16 protein-coding genes are annotated in these 18,333 nt (G+C 58.3%); 1 reads left to right on the top strand and 15 read right to left on the bottom strand.

What is annotated here, in order from left to right:
• Nucleotides 1-382: 382 nt before the first annotated feature.
• The 9 genes from sucD to sdhC all read right to left on the bottom strand — a co-directional run bounded on the left by sucD (nucleotide 383) and on the right by sdhC (nucleotide 11,881).
• Nucleotides 383-1,267, bottom strand: a complete 885-nt coding sequence (gene sucD, locus ABDX87_RS24445; protein ID WP_074753406.1) for a succinate--CoA ligase subunit alpha — start codon at nucleotides 1,265-1,267, stop codon at nucleotides 383-385.
• Nucleotides 1,267-2,433, bottom strand: a complete 1,167-nt coding sequence (gene sucC / locus ABDX87_RS24440) for an ADP-forming succinate--CoA ligase subunit beta (RefSeq protein ID WP_074753407.1) — start codon at nucleotides 2,431-2,433, stop codon at nucleotides 1,267-1,269. The genes sucD and sucC overlap by 1 nt, the downstream gene beginning before the upstream one ends.
• Nucleotides 2,434-2,638: 205 nt before the next feature.
• Nucleotides 2,639-4,075, bottom strand: a complete 1,437-nt coding sequence (lpdA, locus tag ABDX87_RS24435; RefSeq protein ID WP_346830188.1) for a dihydrolipoyl dehydrogenase — start codon at nucleotides 4,073-4,075, stop codon at nucleotides 2,639-2,641.
• A 171-nt stretch (nucleotides 4,076-4,246) separates the two neighbouring features.
• Entirely contained in the window at nucleotides 4,247-5,491 is a 1,245-nt protein-coding gene (gene odhB, locus ABDX87_RS24430) for a 2-oxoglutarate dehydrogenase complex dihydrolipoyllysine-residue succinyltransferase (RefSeq protein WP_346830187.1), read from the bottom strand.
• 41 nt (nucleotides 5,492-5,532) lie between these two features.
• Nucleotides 5,533-8,364: a 2-oxoglutarate dehydrogenase E1 component gene (locus ABDX87_RS24425; RefSeq protein ID WP_346830186.1), complete on the bottom strand. Its 2,832-nt coding sequence runs from the start codon at nucleotides 8,362-8,364 to the stop codon at nucleotides 5,533-5,535.
• Nucleotides 8,365-8,652: 288 nt separating this feature from the next.
• Nucleotides 8,653-9,357, bottom strand: coding sequence for a succinate dehydrogenase iron-sulfur subunit (locus ABDX87_RS24420; protein ID WP_062381079.1), 705 nt, complete (start codon nucleotides 9,355-9,357; stop codon nucleotides 8,653-8,655).
• An 11-nt stretch (nucleotides 9,358-9,368) separates the two neighbouring features.
• A complete protein-coding gene (sdhA, locus tag ABDX87_RS24415; RefSeq protein ID WP_346830185.1) occupies nucleotides 9,369-11,141 on the bottom strand; it encodes a succinate dehydrogenase flavoprotein subunit in 1,773 nt (590 codons plus the stop codon).
• 3 nt (nucleotides 11,142-11,144) lie between these two features.
• Nucleotides 11,145-11,513, bottom strand: coding sequence for a succinate dehydrogenase, hydrophobic membrane anchor protein (sdhD, locus tag ABDX87_RS24410; RefSeq protein ID WP_074753413.1), 369 nt, complete (start codon nucleotides 11,511-11,513; stop codon nucleotides 11,145-11,147).
• Nucleotides 11,507-11,881 (bottom strand): succinate dehydrogenase, cytochrome b556 subunit, encoded by a 375-nt coding sequence (gene sdhC / locus ABDX87_RS24405; RefSeq protein WP_346830184.1) that lies wholly within the window; start codon nucleotides 11,879-11,881, stop codon nucleotides 11,507-11,509. Before sdhC ends, sdhD begins: the two co-directional genes overlap by 7 nt.
• 362 nt (nucleotides 11,882-12,243) lie before the next feature.
• On the opposite strand from sdhC, the gene gltA reads away from it, so the two are divergent.
• Nucleotides 12,244-13,533 (top strand): citrate synthase, encoded by a 1,290-nt coding sequence (gene gltA / locus ABDX87_RS24400; RefSeq protein WP_346830183.1) that lies wholly within the window; start codon nucleotides 12,244-12,246, stop codon nucleotides 13,531-13,533.
• Nucleotides 13,534-13,615: 82 nt separating this feature from the next.
• Here gltA and ABDX87_RS24395 read toward each other — a convergent pair whose 3' ends face one another.
• The 6 genes from ABDX87_RS24395 to ABDX87_RS24370 all read right to left on the bottom strand — a co-directional run bounded on the left by ABDX87_RS24395 (nucleotide 13,616) and on the right by ABDX87_RS24370 (nucleotide 18,316).
• Nucleotides 13,616-14,221, bottom strand: coding sequence for an START domain-containing protein (locus ABDX87_RS24395; RefSeq protein ID WP_346833611.1), 606 nt, complete (start codon nucleotides 14,219-14,221; stop codon nucleotides 13,616-13,618).
• Nucleotides 14,222-14,275: 54 nt separating this feature from the next.
• Nucleotides 14,276-14,533, bottom strand: coding sequence for a YkgJ family cysteine cluster protein (locus tag ABDX87_RS24390; RefSeq protein WP_346830182.1), 258 nt, complete (start codon nucleotides 14,531-14,533; stop codon nucleotides 14,276-14,278).
• A gap of 96 nt (nucleotides 14,534-14,629) precedes the next feature.
• Nucleotides 14,630-15,334: a translation initiation factor 2 gene (locus tag ABDX87_RS24385; protein WP_346830181.1), complete on the bottom strand. Its 705-nt coding sequence runs from the start codon at nucleotides 15,332-15,334 to the stop codon at nucleotides 14,630-14,632.
• 132 nt (nucleotides 15,335-15,466) lie between these two features.
• The gene (locus tag ABDX87_RS24380) at nucleotides 15,467-16,906 is read right to left on the bottom strand and encodes a PLP-dependent aminotransferase family protein (protein ID WP_346830180.1); all 1,440 of its coding nucleotides are present in this window, start codon (nucleotides 16,904-16,906) and stop codon (nucleotides 15,467-15,469) included.
• A 244-nt stretch (nucleotides 16,907-17,150) separates the two neighbouring features.
• Nucleotides 17,151-17,966 carry an OmpA family protein gene (locus ABDX87_RS24375; protein ID WP_346830179.1) on the bottom strand — a complete coding sequence of 272 codons (816 nt, stop codon included), beginning with the start codon at nucleotides 17,964-17,966 and terminating at the stop codon, nucleotides 17,151-17,153.
• The gene (locus ABDX87_RS24370; protein WP_346833610.1) at nucleotides 17,963-18,316 is read right to left on the bottom strand and encodes a DUF4398 domain-containing protein; all 354 of its coding nucleotides are present in this window, start codon (nucleotides 18,314-18,316) and stop codon (nucleotides 17,963-17,965) included. Before ABDX87_RS24370 ends, ABDX87_RS24375 begins: the two co-directional genes overlap by 4 nt.
• Between the last annotated feature and the right edge of the window lie 17 nt (nucleotides 18,317-18,333).

Genomic DNA, 18,333 nt, shown 5'->3' with positions numbered 1-18,333 from the left:
TTTCCCTGAGGGTGAGGGAAATGCTGCCCGTCCTTTTAGAACAGACCCGTCTGCGCGCGGCGGCTCCTTATGGGGGTCGGCCACGCAAAATGGCGGCTAGCCTACCCTATTTTTCGCACCGATACAGGGCGGGGCGACCGATGTATGCACATGGCTGTCGCATATCGGAAAAAACCTACAACATTCGGGAGAGCGGCTGCCTGCTTAAATAGGAGCGCACGGGCGAACGGCTGATTGCTATGCCGCTATTCGGTCTTGCGGTGCCTGATACCTCTGGTCGCGAGCAAGCTCACTCCTACAGGCCGGGTTTCGTGATCCCGGAAAACACAAAGGCCACCCGAAGGTGGCCTTTGTCGATCAGACAATGATCAGCAAGCGATGCTTACTTCTTCATTTCCCAACCGGTCAGCTCAGCCAGGGCTTTGCCGATGTCTGCCAGCGAACGCACGGTTTTTACGCCTGCGTCTTGCAGTGCAGCGAATTTCTCGTCTGCTGTGCCTTTACCGCCGGAGATGATCGCGCCCGCATGGCCCATGCGCTTGCCCGGAGGAGCGGTCACACCGGCGATGTAGGAAACGACTGGCTTGGTCACGTTTGCCTTGATGTAGGCAGCCGCTTCTTCTTCAGCCGAACCACCGATCTCACCGATCATGACGATCGCTTCGGTCTGTGGGTCGTTCTGGAACAACTTCAGGATGTCGATGAAGTTGGAGCCAGGGATCGGGTCACCACCGATGCCGACGCAGGTGGACTGACCGAAACCGGCGTCAGTGGTCTGCTTCACAGCTTCGTAAGTCAGGGTGCCGGAACGCGACACGATACCGACTTTGCCTGGCAAGTGAATGTGACCTGGCATGATGCCGATCTTGCACTCGCCCGGAGTGATCACGCCTGGGCAGTTAGGGCCGATCAGGGTAACACCCAGCTCGTCGCACTTGACCTTGGCATCCAGCATGTCGAGGGTAGGAATACCTTCGGTGATGCAGATGATCAGCTTGATGCCGCCGAAAGCAGCTTCCAGGATCGAATCTTTGCAGAAAGGAGCCGGAACGTAGATCACGCTGGCGGTAGCGCCAGTTTGTTCTACCGCTTCGCGAACGGTGTTGAACACCGGCAGGTTCAGGTGAGTGGTGCCACCCTTGCCTGGGGTCACGCCGCCAACCATTTTGGTGCCGTAGGCAATGGCTTGTTCGGAGTGGAAAGTACCTTGCGAGCCGGTGAAGCCCTGGCAGATAACTTTGGTGTCTTTGTTGATCAGGACGCTCATTATTTGCCCTCCGCAGCTTTGACGACTTGTTGAGCAGCGTCGGTCAAGCTAGTAGCAGCGATGATGTTCAAGCCGCTTTCTGCCAGTACTTTAGCGCCCAGGTCAGCGTTGTTACCTTCAAGGCGAACAACGACCGGGATTTTCACGCCGACTTCTTTCACCGCGCCAATGATGCCTTCGGCAATCATGTCGCAACGAACGATGCCGCCGAAGATGTTGACCAGTACTGCGGCGACGTTGCTGTCGGACAGGATGATCTTGAAGGCTTCGGTCACGCGCTCTTTGGTAGCACCACCACCTACGTCGAGGAAGTTGGCTGGCTTGCCGCCGTGCAGGTTGACGATGTCCATGGTACCCATGGCCAGGCCAGCACCGTTGACCATGCAGCCGATGTTGCCTTCCAGTGCCACGTAGTTCAGTTCGAACTTTGCAGCGTGGGCTTCACGTGGGTCATCTTGCGATGGGTCGTGGAAAGCCTTCAGCTTAGGCTGACGGTACATGGCGTTGGCGTCGATGTTGATCTTGGCGTCCAGGCAGTGCAGATCGCCGTCAGCCTTGATCACCAGCGGGTTCACTTCCAGCAGGGCCAGGTCGTGGTCCTGGAACAGCTTGGCCAGACCGACGAAGATCTTGGCGAACTGAGTGACCTGCTTGCCTTCCAGACCCAGCTGGAATGCCAGATCGCGACCCTGGAATGGCTGAGCGCCAACCAGTGGATCGATCGTGGCCTTGAGAATCTTCTCAGGAGTTTCGTGAGCGATTTTCTCGATGTCCACGCCACCTTCGGTGGAAGCCATGAACACGATACGACGGCTCGAACGATCCACTACAGCGCCCAGGTACAGCTCTTTGGCGATGTCAGTGCAGGATTCAACCAGGATCTTGGTGACTGGCTGGCCGTTGGCATCAGTCTGGTAAGTGACCAGACGCTTGCCCAACCACTGTTGGGCGAACGCAGCTGCGTCTTCCTTGCTGCGAACCAGCTTGACGCCGCCCGCTTTACCGCGACCACCCGCGTGAACCTGGGCTTTGACGACCCATTCGGTTCCGCCGATCTTGTCGCACGCTTCTGCTGCTGCTTCCGGGGTGTCTACTGCAAAGCCCTTGGATACTGGCAGGCCGTATTCAGCAAACAGCTGCTTACCCTGATACTCGTGAAGATTCATGCTTATTACCGTCTTCGTTAGGTACTGCGCATTCGGTGCTGCTCGTCTAAGCGTGCCGCACCACCTGTGACCGCTTCTCCCGGAAGGGCCTGGACCGCCACATGAGTGCCGATCCGGAACCCGCCGGGAGTTCGAGTCCAACGGACCTTCCGCGGTAAGCCTTGCGAGCAAGGCCTACGACGGGCGGTCCGTCGTGGTTTTTTTCTTAGCGTTTTTTCTTGTTCTGGATGTGGATGGCGTGGCCATTCACAGCCAAAGCAGCTTCGTGCAGCGCTTCGGACAACGTCGGGTGGGAGAAGACCATCATGCCGATGTCTTCGGCACTGGTGCCGAATTCCATACCGATCGCGCCCTGCTGTACCAGTTCTGCTGCGCCTGGGCCGATGACGTGTACACCCAGTACACGGTCGGTTTTGGCGTCAGCGATGACTTTGACGAAACCGCCAGTGTCGTTCGCCGCCATCGCACGGCCGCTCGCCGCGAACGGGAAGCTGCCGACGTTAACCTCAACGCCTTCGGCCTTCAAGGTCTGCTCGGTTTTACCGACCCATGCGATTTCCGGGTGCGTGTAGATAACCGACGGGATCAGGTCGTAGTTCATCTGGGTCTTGTGACCCTTGATGCGCTCGACAACCATGATGCCTTCTTCCGACGCTTTGTGTGCCAGCATCAGACCACGGACCACGTCGCCGATCGCGTAGACACCAGGAACGCTGGTCTCGCACTGATCGTTGACGAAGATGAAGCCGCGCTCGTCGATGTCGACGCCGCTGTCGGAGGCCAGCAGATCGGTGGTCACCGGACGGCGGCCTACGGCAACGATCAGGCGGTCGAACGTGATGTTCTGCTCACCGTCTTTATCGGTGTAGTTGACGACCACTTCATTGCCGTTGACTTTCGAGCCAGTGACGCGAGCGCCCAGCTTGATGTCCAGACCCTGCTTGGTGAAGGTCTTCTGTGCTTCTTTGGAGACGGCTTCGTCAGCGGCAGGCAGGAACTTCTCCAGCGCTTCCAGAACGGTGACCTTGGAACCCAGACGTGCCCACACGGAGCCCAGTTCCAGGCCGATAACGCCCGCACCGATGACGCCCAGACGCTCAGGCACTGCCGGGAATTCCAGAGCACCGGTGGAGTCAACGATGACGTTCTGATCGACCGGAGCCGGTGGAATGTCGATCGGACGCGAACCCGAAGCCAGGATGATGTTGTCGGCTTCAATGACTTCGGTGGTGCCGTCAGGCTTGGTCAGCTCGACTTTCTTGCCGGCCAGCAGCTTGCCATGGCCTTGCAGGGAAGTGACGCCGTTGGCCTTGAACAGGCTGGCAACGCCACCGGTCAGACCCTTGACGATCTGTGCCTTGCGGCCAATCATCGCGGCCACGTCGATTTTCACGTCGCCAACCGAGATACCGTGAACACCGAACTGGTTCTTGGCTTCGTAGAATTTCCACGAGCTGTCCAGCAGCGCCTTGGAAGGAATGCAGCCTACGTTCAGGCAGGTACCGCCGAGAGCGAGCTTGCCCTCTTTATCCTGATACTTCTCGATGCAGGCAGTCTTGAGACCAAGTTGCGCGGCCTTGATGGCGGCAACATAACCGCCAGGGCCTGCGCCAATCACTACCACGTCGAATTTCTGGGACATAAAAAAGAGTTCCTCTTTAGCTGCGAGCTTCAAGCCACACGCTGCAAGCTGATCCGTGATGCTCTACAGACGAGTTGCAGCCTGTTCATTAGGATGTTGCGACGACCCAAGCACGAGCGCCAGGCTGCTTATTCTTGCAGCTTGGCGCTTGCGGCTTGCAGCTGCCTTGAATCAGATATCCAGCAACAGACGAGCCGGGTCTTCCAGCAGGTTCTTGATGGTCACCAGGAACGTCACAGCTTCTTTACCGTCGATCAAGCGGTGATCGTAGGACAGTGCCAGGTACATCATCGGACGGATTACAACCTGACCGTTGATTGCCATTGGGCGCTGAACGATGTTGTGCATGCCCAGGATGGCCGCTTGTGGCGGGTTGACGATCGGGGTCGACATCATCGAGCCGAAAGTACCACCGTTGGTGATTGTGAAGGTACCACCGGTCATCTCGTCGATGGACAGTTTGCCGTCACGGGCTTTCTTGCCGAAGGTGGCGATGCCGCCTTCGATTTCAGCCAGGCTCATCTGCTCTGCGTTACGCAGAACCGGAACCACCAGACCACGGTCGCTGGAAACAGCAACACCGACGTCGGCATAGCCGTGGTAAACGATGTCGGAACCGTCGATCGACGCGTTGACAGCCGGGAAGCGTTTCAGCGCTTCGGTGGCGGCCTTGACGAAGAACGACATGAAGCCCAGGCGTACGCCGTTGTGCGACTTCTCGAACAGATCCTTGTACTTCGAACGCAGGGCCATGACTTCAGTCATGTCGACTTCGTTGAAAGTGGTCAGCATGGCCATGGTGGACTGAGCTTCAACCAGACGCTCGGCAACCTTGGCACGCAGGCGGGTCATCGGAACGCGCTTCTCGGTGCGGTCGCCAGCGGCGAACACAGGAGCAGCAGCCGGTGCAGCGGCTGGCTTGGCAGCAGGTGCCGCTGCCGGAGCGGATTTCTTCGCTTCAATGGCAGCAACGACGTCTTCCTTGGTGACGCGACCGTCTTTGCCGGTGCCCTTGATGCTGGCCAGTGCAATGCCGTTTTCTTCAGCCAGCTTGCGAGCAGCCGGAGCGCCGATGGCGTCTTCGTCGCCAGCGGCGGCAGGAGCAGGAGCAGGTGCAGCAGCAGCGGCAGGCGCTGCAGCCGGGGCCGCTGCGGCAGCAGGCGCGGCCGATGCAGTGGCGCCAGCGTCCAGGGTGGCGATCAGTTCGTTGGACAGGACGGTGTCGCCCTCGCCTTTCACGATCGACGCCAATACGCCGTCAGCTTCAGCCAGTACTTCGAGAACCACCTTGTCGGTTTCGATGTCGACCAGCAGTTCGTCGCGTTTTACCGCTTCGCCCGGCTGTTTGTGCCACTTGGAAATGGTGCCGTCGGCAACGGATTCCGGGAAAGAGGGGGCTTTGATCTCAATAGCCATTGTCTGTAATTCCTTAATTCGGTTTCTAGTGCGCGAAGGCGTTAAACAGTGAACGCGTCTTTCAGCAGTTTTTCCTGCTGTTCGGCGTGCATCGAAGCGTAGCCACAAGCAGGGGCAGCAGAAGCATCACGGCCGGCGTACTCGAGAACGAGGTTGCGGTTGTGATTGCCGATGCTACGACGCAAGTGATGCTGGCTGCTGTACCAGGCGCCCTGGTTCATCGGTTCTTCCTGACACCAGACCACGTGGGTCAGGTTGGTGTAAGGCGCGATGGCCTCCATCAGGTCGTCTTCCGGGAACGGGTAGAGCTGCTCGATACGCACGATGGCGATATCTTCGCGGCCTTCGGCACGGCGTTTTTCCAGCAGGTCGTAATAAACCTTGCCACTGCAGAGAACCAGACGGGTCACCTTGGCCGGATCGAGGGTGTCGATTTCCGGGATGACCGTCTGGAACGAGCCTTCGGCCAGATCTTCCAGCGTCGAGATCGCGAGTTTGTGACGCAGCAGGGACTTCGGCGTCAGCACCACCAGCGGCTTGCGCAGCGGACGGATCACCTGACGGCGCAACAGATGGTAGATCTGTGCCGGGGTCGTTGGTACGCACACCTGAATGTTGTGCTCGGCGCACAGTTGCAGGTAACGCTCCAGACGTGCCGACGAGTGCTCAGGACCCTGACCTTCGTAACCGTGTGGCAACAGCATGGTCAGACCGCACAGACGGCCCCACTTGTGCTCGCCGCTGGTGATGAACTGGTCGATCACGACCTGTGCACCGTTGGCGAAGTCACCGAACTGGGCTTCCCAGATCACAAGCGCATTTGGCGAAGTGGTGGAGTAGCCGTATTCGAATGCCAGTACCGCCTCTTCCGACAGGAACGAGTCATACAGGTCAAAACGAGGTTGACCGGCATACAGGTTTTGCAGAGGAATGTAGGTGCTCGCGTCTTTCTGGTTGTGCAGGACGGCGTGACGGTGCGAGAACGTACCGCGACCGACGTCTTGACCGGTGATGCGAACCGGGTGACCTTCGAACGCCAGGGTGGCGTAGGCCATGGTTTCGGCATAACCCCAGTTGATTGGCAGGCCACCGGCTTGCATCTTCTGGCGATCTTCGTAGATCTTCTGGACTTGGCGCTGAACCACGAAACCTTCCGGCAGCTCCATCAGCTTGGCCGACAGTTCCTGGAGGGTCTTGAGGTCGAAACGCGTGTCGTGACGCGCAGTCCAGGCGTGGCCCAGGTACGGACGCCAATCGACGAACAATTCCTTGTTCGGCTCTTTGACCAGGCTTTTCACCACGTGCATGCCGTTGTCCAGCGCGTTGCGGTACTCGTCGACCTTGGTCTGAGCCGCTTCAGCGTTGAGAACGCCGCTGGCAGCCAGCGCATCGGCGTACAGCTCACGGGTGGTGCGCTGTTTGGCGATCTGCTGGTACATCAACGGTTGGGTGCCGCTAGGTTCGTCCGCTTCGTTGTGACCGCGACGACGGTAGCAGACCAGGTCGATTACCACGTCACGCTTGAACTGCATGCGGTAGTCGATGGCCAGCTGGGTCACGAACATGACGGCTTCAGGGTCATCGCCATTCACATGGAGAATCGGCGCCTGAATCATCTTGGCAACGTCGGTCGCGTACTCGGTGGAGCGAGCGTCCTGCGGGTTGCTGATGGTGAAACCGACCTGGTTGTTGATCACGATGTGGATCGTGCCACCGGTCTTGAAGCCGCGGGTCTGCGACATCTGGAAGGTTTCCAGCACGACGCCCTGACCTGCGAACGCAGCGTCGCCGTGGATGGAAATCGGCAGCACTTTCTCGCCAGTGGCGTCATTACGACGATCCTGACGGGCGCGCACGGAACCCTCGACCACCGGAGAAACGATCTCCAGGTGAGACGGGTTGAAGGCCATGGCCAGGTGAACTTCGCCACCGGTGGTCATGACGTTGGACGAGAAGCCCTGGTGGTATTTCACGTCACCGGAACCCAGCTCGACCTTTTTCTTGCCTTCGAACTCGTCGAACAGCTCGCGCGGGTTCTTGCCGAAGGTGTTGACCAGCACGTTCAGACGGCCACGGTGGGCCATGCCGATCACGATTTCCTTGGTGCCGTAGGACCCGGAGCGCTGGATCAGTTCGTCCAGCATCGGGATCAGGCTTTCGCCGCCTTCCAGACCGAAACGCTTGGTACCCGGGTATTTGGTACCCAGGTATTTTTCCAGGCCCTCAGCCGCGGTGACGCGCTCGAGCAAGTGGCTCTGAATGTCGGCGGAGTATGCTGGACGGCCACGCACGCTTTCGAGGCGCTGCATGAACCAGTTGCGCTGGTTGGAATCGACGATGTGCGTGAACTCGGCGCCGATGGTGCGGCAATATGTCTTCTGCAAAGCGTCGACGATTTCGCGTAGGCTCGCCTCCTCCTTGCCGATGAACAGGTCGCCGGCACGGAAGGTGGTATCGAGGTCAGCGTTGGTCAAACCGTAATGGTTGATCGACAGGTCAGCTGGCGCAGTACGCTTCCACAAACCCAGAGGATCGAGTTGCGCACCCTGATGGCCGCGCATACGGAATGCCTGGATCAGTCGCAGCACTTCGACTTGCTTCTTCTCGTGTTCGCTGCTCACGCTACCGGCGGAGACCGGCTGAGCGCGGCGCTGGTTTTTGCCCAGCAACACGAAATGATCGCGAACCGTAGAGTGCGATACATCGGTGGCAGTGCTGCCGTCAGCCGGCAACGTCTGAAAGTAGGTGCGCCACTCTTCTGGCACAGCGTTAGGGTCGTGCAGGTAGAGCTCGTAGAGCTCTTCCACATAGGCAGCGTTACCACCTGAAAGGTGGGCGCTGTTCCACATGCGCTGCATCACGCTTTCTTGCATGCTTGGTCACCCTCGGTTAGGGGACACCACCGGCGTCGACACCGTTGCAAACTTGAAAGTCCATGCAGCGAATGTATCAAGTCGCTGACTGCACCAAGCCGCTAAGGATCACGCAGATAGTCCGGGTACCAGCCCGGATGCCCCTGCTGGTCTCATTTCTTCAAAATAAGAGCTGCGGCCAAATGACTGCTGCTCAGGTTAAAACTACGGCGCCGGTTGAAGCCCGCGCCGCAGCGTTTACGGGTACAACATTTACAAATCTACAAATGCTTCGATGCTGCTACGAACTCAGATACCGCTCTTCAGAAGCATGCTGCGCACGTGACCGATCGCCTTGGTAGGGTTCAGGCCTTTCGGGCAGACGTTCACGCAGTTCATGATCCCGCGGCAACGGAACACACTGAACGGGTCGTCCAGGGAAGCCAGACGCTCCTGGGTCTTGGTGTCACGGCTGTCAGCCAGGAAACGATAGGCTTGCAGCAGTGCAGCTGGACCGAGGAACTTGTCGGGGTTCCACCAGAACGACGGGCAGGAAGTCGAGCAGCAAGCGCACAGAATGCACTCGTACAGACCGTCCAGCTTCTCACGCTCTTCTGGCGACTGCAGACGCTCGATGGCCGGGGCCGGCGTGTCGTTCTGCAGGAATGGTTTCACCTTCTCGTACTGCTTGTAGAAGATGCTCATGTCGACGACCAGGTCACGAATGACCGGCAAACCAGGCAGTGGGCGCACCACCAGCTTGTTGCCTTTCACCACGGAAGACAGCGGCGTGATGCACGCCAGGCCGTTCTTGCCGTTGATGTTCATGCCGTCGGAACCGCAGACGCCTTCACGGCAGGAGCGACGATACGAGAAGCCTTCGTCCTGCTCTTTGATCAGCGCCAGCACGTCCAGGACCATCAGGTCCTTACCACCGGTATCAACGTCGAAGACCTGGGTCTTGGGCGCCGAATCGGTGTCAGGGTTGTAGCGATAAACTTCGACTTTCAACATAGCGGCCACCCTTAGTAAGTCCGAATTTTCGGTTCAAACGCCGGTACGGTTTTCGGCGCAAAGTTGACTGCACGTTTGGCAACCCGCTTCTCGCCCGGGTAGTACAGGGTATGGCACAGCCAGTTTTCGTCGTCGCGATCTTCGAAGTCTTCACGGGCGTGAGCGCCGCGGGACTCTTTACGCACTTCAGCAGCCACTGCGGTTGCTTCGGCGACTTCCAGCAGGTTCTGCAACTCCAGCGCTTCGATACGCGCGGTGTTGAAAGCCTGGGACTTGTCGTTGATCTTGACGTTGGCAATACGTGCCCGCAGATCAGCCAGTTGGGCAATACCCTTCTGCATGTATTCGCCGGTGCGGAACACGCCGAAGTAATTCTGCATGCAGTTCTGCAGCTCGCGACGCAGCGTGGCGACGTCTTCGCCTTCGGTACGCTCGTTGAGCGCGTTCAGACGACCCAATGCAACATCGATGTCGGTGTCGCTGGCGTCGGCGTATTCGATACCCTCGGACAGCGCTTTTTCCAGGTGCAGACCGGCAGCACGACCGAACACGACCAGGTCGAGCAGCGAGTTGCCACCCAGACGGTTGGCACCGTGAACCGATACGCACGCCACTTCACCGACCGCGAACAGACCAGGAATCACGCGATCCTTGCCTTCGGCGTCCATGGTCATGGCCTGACCGTGAATGTTGGTGGCAACGCCGCCCATCATGTAGTGGCAGGTCGGAACAACAGGAATCGGCGCGACCGCCGGGTCAACGTGCGCGAACGTCTTGGACAGTTCCATGATCCCTGGCAGACGGCTGTGCAGCACTTCTTCGCCCAGGTGATCGAGCTTGAGCATGACGTGGTCGCCATTCGGGCCACAGCCGTTGCCGGCGATGATTTCCTTGACCATGGAACGCGCAACGACGTCACGACCTGCGAGGTCTTTGGCGTTCGGAGCATAGCGCTCCATGAAACGCTCGCCATGCTTGTTGATGAGGTAACCACCTTCACCACGGCAACCTTCGGTGACCAGTACACCTGCGCCAGCGATGCCGGTCGGGTGGAACTGCCACATTTCGATGTCCTGAACCGGAACACCGGCACGCAGTGCCATGCCGATACCATCACCGGTGTTGATCAGGGCATTGGTGGTGGACGCGTAAATACGACCCGCACCGCCGGTGGCCAGTACAGTGGCCTTGGCCTTGATGTACATGGTTTCGCCGGTTTCGATGCAGATAGCGATCACACCCACGAACGCGCCGTCCTGGTTCTTGACCAGATCGACCGCGTAGTACTCGTTCAGGAATGTGGTACCCGCTTTCAGGTTGCCCTGATAAAGGGTGTGCAACAGTGCATGACCGGTACGGTCGGACGCAGCGCACGTACGTGCAGCCTGACCGCCCTTGCCGAAGTCCTTGGACTGACCACCGAACGGACGCTGGTAGATACGACCGGTTTCGGTACGCGAGAACGGCAGACCCATGTGGTCCAGCTCGAAGACCGCAGCCGGGCCTTCCTGACACATGTACTCGATAGCGTCCTGGTCACCGATGTAGTCGGAACCCTTGACGGTATCGTACATGTGCCAGCGCCAGTCGTCGTTCGGGTCGGCCGAAGCGATGGCGCAGGTGATGCCACCCTGGGCGGAAACGGTGTGCGAGCGGGTCGGGAAGACCTTGGTGACTACAGCGGTCTTATGGCCGCCCTCAGCCAGCTGCAGCGCAGCGCGCATGCCTGCGCCGCCGCCGCCAATGATGATGGCGTCGAACGAGATGGTATTAATTTTAGCCATGAATCAGATACCCCAAAGAATCTGCACACCCCAGACGAAGTACGCGAACATCGCAATGCCGCACACCGCCTGGAACAGGAAACGCACCGCTGTCGCGGACTCACCGAAACTCATGGGAGTCAGGTAGTCGGTCGCGATGGTCCACATGCCAACCCAGGCGTGAGCGGCCAGGGCCACAAGGGCGAGCAGACTGAAGATGCGCATTGCGTTATGGGAGAACAGAGCGTGCCACGTGGCGTAGTCGATGCCAGGGTGCGCGATCAGGTATCCGATCAGGAAAATGAAATAAGCCGCGAGCACTACAGCGGAGACGCGCTGCGCCATCCAGTCGTAGAGGCCCGAACGAGACAGGTTCGTAACGCTGGTTACCATATCCAAACTCCCGCCAGAACGATCAGCGCCAGAGAAACGACGATGACGATTTTCGAGCCCAGCTTCCCGCCTTCCAGCGTTTCACCGACTCCCGTATCCATGATCAGGTGACGAATGCCCGCCACCAGGTGATACAGCAGGGAAGACAGAAGCCCCCATGCGATGAACTTGGCCAGCGGACTGGTCAAGGTCGACTTCACGTTGGCAAAGCCTTCTTCAGAACCCAGCGACGCGCTCAGTGCGTAGAGCATGAAAGCGAGGCCGATGAAGAGGATGATGCCGGAGATACGGTGAAGGATCGACGTGATCGCGGTAATGGGGAGTTTGATGGTCCTTAGGTCTAGGTTTACAGGTCGTTGGCTTTTCACGGCTTTTTTTCACACTGAAGAGCCCCTAGGAATCAGGGCAAGTTGTTGGGAAGTGCACTGGTCAGGTACCCACTACCCAGGAAGTGCGACCCCCAGAAAAACAGGTCTCAAAGCCCCTGGCGGTCGGGCAACGAGTATAGACAGTTAGCCAACTAATGACAACGCGCATACCCTCCCCTAATGGCTGATTGCTTTAGCGGAATAAAAGGCGTAAATGGCAGGGAAATTCGAGGAAAACCTCGCCTTAAAGCCTTCTGCCACAAGACTTTTGGCAAATTGACTTTAGAATTTATCTCACTATAGTGATGCGGGCCCTGCGTGGGGGGCCTGTCTGATGATTTGAAGCATAAATAGGAGGCCACATGGCTGACAAAAAAGCGCAGTTGATCATCGAGGGCGCAGCCCCCGTCGAGCTGCCCATTCTGACCGGCACCGTTGGTCCCGATGTAATCGACGTACGCGGCCTGACCGCCACCGGACGCTTCACATTCGACCCAGGCTTCATGTCGACCGCCTCATGCGAATCCAAGATCACCTACATCGACGGTGACAACGGCATTTTGCTGCATCGCGGCTACCCGATCGAGCAGTTGGCCGAACAGTCGGATTACCTGGAAACCTGCTACCTGCTGCTGAACGGCGAATTGCCGACTGCCGAGCAGAAAGCCCAATTCGTTGTCACCGTGAAGAACCACACCATGGTGCACGAGCAACTGAAGACGTTCTTCAACGGCTTCCGTCGCGACGCTCACCCGATGGCCGTCATGTGCGGCGTAGTGGGCGCGCTCTCCGCGTTCTACCACGACTCGCTGGACATCAATAACCCGCAGCACCGCGAAATCTCGGCGATCCGTCTGGTTGCCAAGATGCCAACCCTGGCAGCGATGGTTTACAAGTACTCCATGGGTCAACCCATGATGTACCCGCGCAACGACCTGAGCTACGCGGAAAACTTCCTGCACATGATGTTCAACACGCCGTGCGAGATCAAACCGATCAGCCCGACGCTGGCCAAGGCCATGGACCGGATCTTCATCCTCCACGCCGACCACGAACAAAACGCATCGACCTCCACCGTCCGCATGGCCGGCTCTTCGGGTGCCAACCCGTTCGCCTGTATCGCTGCCGGTATCGCCGCACTCTGGGGCCCTGCCCACGGCGGCGCCAACGAAGCCGTGCTGACCATGCTGGACGAAATTGGCGATGTGTCGAACATCGACAAATTCATTGCCAAGGCCAAGGACAAGAACGATCCGTTCAAGCTCATGGGCTTTGGCCACCGCGTCTACAAGAACCGCGACCCACGGGCCACGGTCATGAAGCAGACCTGCGATGAGGTCCTGCGCGAGCTGGGCATCACCAACGATCCGCAACTGGAACTGGCCATGCGCCTCGAAGAGATCGCGCTGACCGATCCGTACTTCATCGAGCGCTCGCTGTACCCGAACGTCGACTTCTACTCAGGCATCATCCTGAAGGCGATCGGCATTCCTACCAGCATGTTCACCGTGATCTTCGCTCTGGCACGCACCGTCGGCTGGATCTCGCACTGGAAAGAAATGCTGTCCAGCCCGTACAAGATCGGCCGTCCGCGCCAGCTGTACACCGGTGAAGTTTCTCGGAACATCGTTCCACTGGCCGAGCGCAAGTAAGCGTTTCGCTACCCGGTTAATACGGAAACAAAAAAGGCTGCCAGTGGCAGCCTTTTTCATTTTGGAGAAAACTGTACCGGTTTTACTTCTCTGCGCGCTCTTTCAATGCCTTGAGCGTATTGAACGGCGCGTCCACCACAAACTTGTTGGCCAGCCACGACGGCACGCTGCCGCCCGGCTCGGTATGCACTTGATAGGTCACCTCTGTTTCGTTGGCGCCTTTGGGAACGAGCTTCCAGAAACCTTCGACCTGAGTCACGCGCACAAAGCCCTTCTCTTCAGGAATATATGTGGGCTGACCCAGCAGGTTGCGAGTCAGGCTTCCGTCGGCCCCTTCAACCGTGGTGATCTGCAGCACCGAATCACGCGGGGTGACCGGCCAGGGGGTATTGAACTGGGAGTAAGTCCAGGTCTTGTCACCTTCGTGCTTCAGGATTTTTTGCGTCTTGCATTCATGAACCCATGCACAAGCGCCCGCGACATCCTCTTGCAAACTGCGTAACTTCGCGACGCTGGCCTTGATCGTGGTCACGCCCTGGTAGGCCTTGTATTGCGACCCTGAAACATCGCTGAGAGAGACCTTGATGCCGTCCTCGTTCTTGGCAACCGTCCAACTCTCCGCCTGAGCAGCGCTGGCGACCCATACAGTCATGCCAATTCCAAATGCAATCCGGTACAGCGAACCCATTGTCTTATTCCTTATTGTGAAGTTCATTTGTCTCGACTCAACGACTCATCGCCTTCATGCGACCGACGTAGCCTGCTCCCACCACCCCAGTATCCGGATAGCCTCTTCTGAACTGCCGCCACACACCTCGGGATCCGCAACAAACTGACTGCACACCAGAGGCCGCTCAGGCTGGCCGAAGATGCCGCACAGCATGTCGACTGAAAGATGCAGACATCGTTCTCCCGCAGGTTTGCCTTGAGGCATGCCCGGGATCGGTGACGAAATCGAAGGCGCAATGCAGCAAGCGCCGCAGCCCGGACGGCATTCCATGGAAACATCCTCTTGAGAGGCAATGAGAGAAGACAGGATCTTACCCGCTAAAACGCGCGTTTGAAAATGAAGGATTCGGTACGGAGTCGAGCCAGGTTACTGCTTGAAGGTGAAATCCACAGCAGCCCCCTCAACCTCCTTGCGAGCCTCATTGCGCAGCTGCAACTGCATTTCGTTGCTCAATAAACGGCCCTGAAGCTGGAAATCAGGGTCACTGTTGCCGTCCGGAAACATTTTGGGTAGCAGCGGCTTGGCGCCGCCAGACGGGGACTTGGACTTTGCCCCAGCGGTAATGACATTGGGTGGAGGCGTCATCTGCTTGACCATCTCGGGAGGCAAACTCAGATCGAGAGAAGGCTTTGGCAGTTTTGTGTCCTTGACCACCTGCGCAGGCGATTTGCTCTTGTTTGCAACGGGCGCGCGGTTAGCGACTTCGGCGTTATCCGCTTTGACCTTGGCGGATTTGGCGTTCACGCTGGGCGTCTTTTGCTCGATTCCCGCCGCCTTGGCGGGCGTCGATGCTTTTTTTGATACATCAATCTTCGACGGTTCAGGCTTGCTGGCCGCCATGACGCGAACGGCGGACACGTTAGGCGCCAATTCATGCACCGGGGGCGCCTCATGCACGGGGGGCGTCGCCGCAGCTTTTTCTACAGGCTCCGGTGCCTGCACCGTTTTGACCCCAGGGACCGCAACAGCCGCCGTAGCGACAACTTTAGCGGGTGGCGCAGGCGCCTTGTCGGCATCACAAGCCGTCAGAAAAAGCACCGAAAGCACACCCAGACAACGCAGTGTTTTCATAACGTCAACGGCAGGAATAGGCAGAAGCCAATATGCTGGCTCTTTGCATGGCCGATGACAAGTGAATGCTCTGTCGGTCGGCCCCTCGAATATGTGAAAAACAGTTACACGCGCGAGTTCACTGAATCTGAATCACCACGTTTGACCTGCGTCCTGACAGAGCTGCTTGGCCAACATGCCGAGGGTCATCAGCGCCCTCTCCGCTTCGCGATTCCACGGCAAACCACAGTTCAGCCGTATGCAGTGATTGAACTGCTCTGTATTGCTGAAGATCAAGCCAGGCGCGATGCTGATGCCCTGCTCCAGCGCACGAACATGCAGTTCCTGCGTGTTAACCCGGCCCGGCAGGCTGATCCACAAAATGAATCCGCCCGCCGGGCGACTGATTTGCGTACCCTCAGGAAACATCTGCTGCACGGCGAGCTGGAACGCGCTCAGGTTCTTGCGGTGCTCCTGACGAATGTAGCGCAGGTGCCGGTCGTAGCCGCCGTTCTCAAGATAAGACGCGACCCCCATTTGCGTCACACTGCACGCCGAATGGGTACTGAATGTCTGCAAGCGCTGGATTTCCGCCTGATATTTGCCCGCGATCATCCAGCCGATGCGCACCCCCGGCGACAGCGTCTTGGAGAAACTTGAGCAGTAAATCACGCGCCCCAGACGATCGAACGCCTTCAACGCTTTGGTCTTGTTCTGCTCGTACATCAGCTCACCGTAGATATCATCCTCGATGACCTGAATGTCGAAATCCGAGGCCAGACGCAGCAAATGCTTCTGCCGCTCTTCCGGCATTGTGCTGCCCAGCGGGTTACTCAACCGAGAGGTCATCACCAGCGCCTTGATAGACCACTGGTTCGCCGCCAGTTGCAAGGCCTCAAGACTAATACCGGTGTTGGGATCGCTGGGGATCTCGATCACCTTCAAACCCAGTAAGTCCGCAAGTTGCAGCAGGCCGTAATAGGTCGGCGACTCGGCAGCGATCAGATCACCAGGACGGGTCAGCACACGCAGCGACATCTGCAGCGCGTCCACGCAACCGTGGGTGATCACCACTTCAGAAGGATCGACCACGACGCCGGCATCCCGCATCCGGATCGCCACCTGACGGCGCAACGGCTCGAACCCCGGACTGAACATGTAATTGAAGGCCCGCGGACTCTGAAAACGAGTGACCTTGGCCAGTTGCTGATGCAATGCGCGCAGGGGCAGGTAATCGATGTGAGGCACGGCGGCGCCGAACGCAAAAACGCCCTCGCGACGCGCCTCCACCAGTACCTGTTGAATGATGCTGGCCCGGGTCACCAGGCCTGGCCGCTCAACCCGCGCGATGTCAGGCGTCGGCGCCGTCAGCGCGGGCGTCTGGTGAACGTAATAGCCGGACTGGGGACGCGCCCGGATCAACCCCTGATCTTCAAGATTGGCATACGCCTGCAATACCGTGGCATGACTGACGTTGAGCTGAGAACTCATTTTCCGCACGGACGGCACACGCTCGCCAGGCTGATATACCCCCCGGCGAATATCGTCGGCCAGCTGCTGGGCGATACGTTGATACAGCAGAAGATTGGTCACTTTGCGTCCCTCGACTTCACTCTTTCAAACTGCCTCCTCGCAGATTCGCAGGTCGGCAGCGTGGCGATCAGCGCAAAAGATCACCGGCACAGTTAAGAAGTGTACGGGGACAGTTTAGGTAAGGGCTAGCCCTACATGAGTGTGACAAAAAATTTTATGTGGCATACCTGCCAAATCACCTGTTTTTACGAACAAAAAAGCCCGGCATTTCGAAAAAAAAACCGGGCTTTGAGGAAAATATTTTTCAGCGAGCGGCGCTGAGGTGACCTTTCTCGTCAGAAAATACGATTTCTACACGCCGATTAAGTGCTCGCCCGCGCTCGGATGTGTTGACGTCAACCGGAAACTGGTCGCCGTACCCTTCCACCTGGATGCGCTCATCCTCGATGCCAAGGTCCGAGAGCACATCGGCAACTGCCTGTGCGCGGTCACGCGACAATTGCAGATTCTCCTGACTGTCGCCGGTGCTGTCGGTATAGCCCTCGATCCGCACGACGCGCTTGGGGTTGAACTGCAAGAACTGCACGACCTTCAGCACCGTGCGGTTCGCTGAGCTTTTGAGCTCAGCCCGCCCGGTGTCGAACAGCATGTCGCCCAGAGTCATCACCAACCCCCGCTCGCTCTGCTGGGTCGAGAGACTGATGACCTGGTCTTGCGCCCATTTGCCTTGCTGCTGGGCACCCGAAAGTTTTGCCTCGCGCAGCGCCAACTGCAGGCGTTGACGTTCAAGCTCAAGACGCGCAAGTTTTTCCTGATTCAGCAGCAACTGACTGTGCTCCGCAGCGATGGCGCTGTAGCGGCTACTCAGATAAGCGTAATGGCTCACGTCGTCGGAGCTGCCGGCATATCCTGAAAGACGCTCGGCCTTGGCCAACAGCTCACCCGCACGGATCACGTCCTTCGGCGCGCTGCGCAGCACGTTGGTATCGCCCTTCACTTTCTGGAAGTCGGCACTGGCGCTCTGCAATGCCCTTTCGCTGTTCTGATGGCCCGCACAGCCATACAGCCCGGCACTGGCCAACAACAGGCAAACACTCACTACACGAGGAAGACGGTTCATTGCGCCGCTCCCAATTGCTTGCGCAAGCGATCCAGACGCGCGTTCACTTGTGCCAGTTGTTCGTCACTCTTCTCTGTGAGCTCCCGCGCCTCGGCGAGTCGCGCATCGAGTTCTGCTTGCTCCGCCAACATGCGGGCATCCTTATAGGACTTCTTCGCCATGGCGGCCCGCGCCTGAGTCAGCTTCGATTGCGCCGTGACCATGTCAGGCTCGTCATCAGTGGCCCCCACTGCAGTCGCCTGGGCGACGGCTTGCTCCGTGAGTTTCAGCTGCTCGTTCGGCGCGGGATCGTTCGCACAGCCGAACAATGAAGCGATGGCCATGGCAACGAATAAAGGTCGTGTTCTCAAAAGAAAGCTCAAAAAAC

Origin of the sequence: Pseudomonas abietaniphila (assembly GCF_039697315.1) — a bacterium.
Taxonomy (GTDB): domain Bacteria; phylum Pseudomonadota; class Gammaproteobacteria; order Pseudomonadales; family Pseudomonadaceae; genus Aquipseudomonas; species Aquipseudomonas abietaniphila_B.
Note: the sequence above shows the minus strand (reverse complement) of the source record. Positions and strands in the feature narration are given on the sequence as shown.